The 1,027-nt window shown below is 76.8% G+C and carries 2 protein-coding genes; one reads left to right on the top strand and one right to left on the bottom strand.

The annotated features are described in order from the left end of the window. Positions 1–237: substrate-binding domain-containing protein (locus EAO77_RS35710; protein WP_187283565.1), on the top strand; the 237-nt coding region annotated here is incomplete at its 5' end. Between the two features lie 27 nt (positions 238–264). On the opposite strand, the gene EAO77_RS35705 is transcribed toward EAO77_RS35710, so the two are convergent. Then, the coding region (locus tag EAO77_RS35705) for a substrate-binding domain-containing protein (protein ID WP_147992469.1) at positions 265–1,027 on the bottom strand (763 nt) is incomplete at its 5' end.

Genomic DNA, 1,027 nt, shown 5'->3' with positions numbered 1-1,027 from the left:
GGGGTGCGGGTCCCCGGCGACGTCGCCCTGGTCGGCTACGACGACATCGAGTTCGCGGCCGCCGCGGCCGTCCCGCTGACCTCCGTACGGCAGCCCGCCTTCCACCTCGGGCGCACCGCCGCGCGGCTGCTGATCGAGGAGACGGGGGACGAGGCGGCCGCGCACCGGCACGAGCAGATCGTTCTCCAGCCGGAGCTGGTGGTCAGGGACTCCACGCTGGGCCGTCACCGGGGGTGAGGCGCCGCCCGCTCGGGCCGACGGCCCTCAGGCGGGGCGGCGCAGGGTGGAGCCGCGGACGACGAGCTCGGGCTGGAGCACGATCGCGCGGTGCCGGTGCTCCGCCGCGTCCTCGCCGGTCTCCTCGATGAGCAGCTCGGCGGCGGTGCGCCCCATGCGCGCGGACGGCTGGCGCACCGAGGTCAGGGGCACCACGGCGGCGGCCGCGAACTCGATGTCGTCGTAGCCGACGATCGCCATGTCGTCGGGGACCCGCACCCCGGCCGCGTACAGCGACTGGAGGACGCCCAGGGCCAGCAGGTCGTTGGCGCAGAAGACCGCGGTGGGGCGTTCGCGCAGGCCCAGCAGGCGGGCGCCCGCGTCGATGCCGGAGGCGACGTCCAGCCGCGCCGCCTCGACGTGCCGCAGCGCGTCCGCGGGCAGCCCGGCCTCCGCGAGGGCGGCGCGTGCGCCGGCGTGCCGGTCGCGGCACTGGGGCAGGTGCATGGGGCCGCTGAYGTAGRYGACCKMSCGGTGCCCGCGCTGCACGAGGTGSCGCACGGCSAGGGYGCCGCCSRTGAYGTCGTCCACGGACACCGAGCAGCCCTCGGCGCTGGGCAGCGCCCGGTCGACGCAGACGAACGGGATGCCGTGGCGGCGGAAGGCGGCGAGGTTCCGGCCGGAGGCGTCCGCGGGCGTCACCAGCACCCCGCGGACCTCCTGCTCGCAGAAGAGCGTCAGGTACTCGGCCTCCTCGCGAGGGCTCTCCGCGCTGTTGCMGAGCATCACRCCGAGGCCGGCGTCGCGGGCG

Source organism: Streptomyces sp. T39 (assembly GCF_008042045.1).
Taxonomy (GTDB): domain Bacteria; phylum Actinomycetota; class Actinomycetes; order Streptomycetales; family Streptomycetaceae; genus Streptomyces.
The sequence above is the reverse complement of the archived record's forward strand: the minus strand, read 5'-3'. Positions and strand labels throughout refer to the sequence as shown.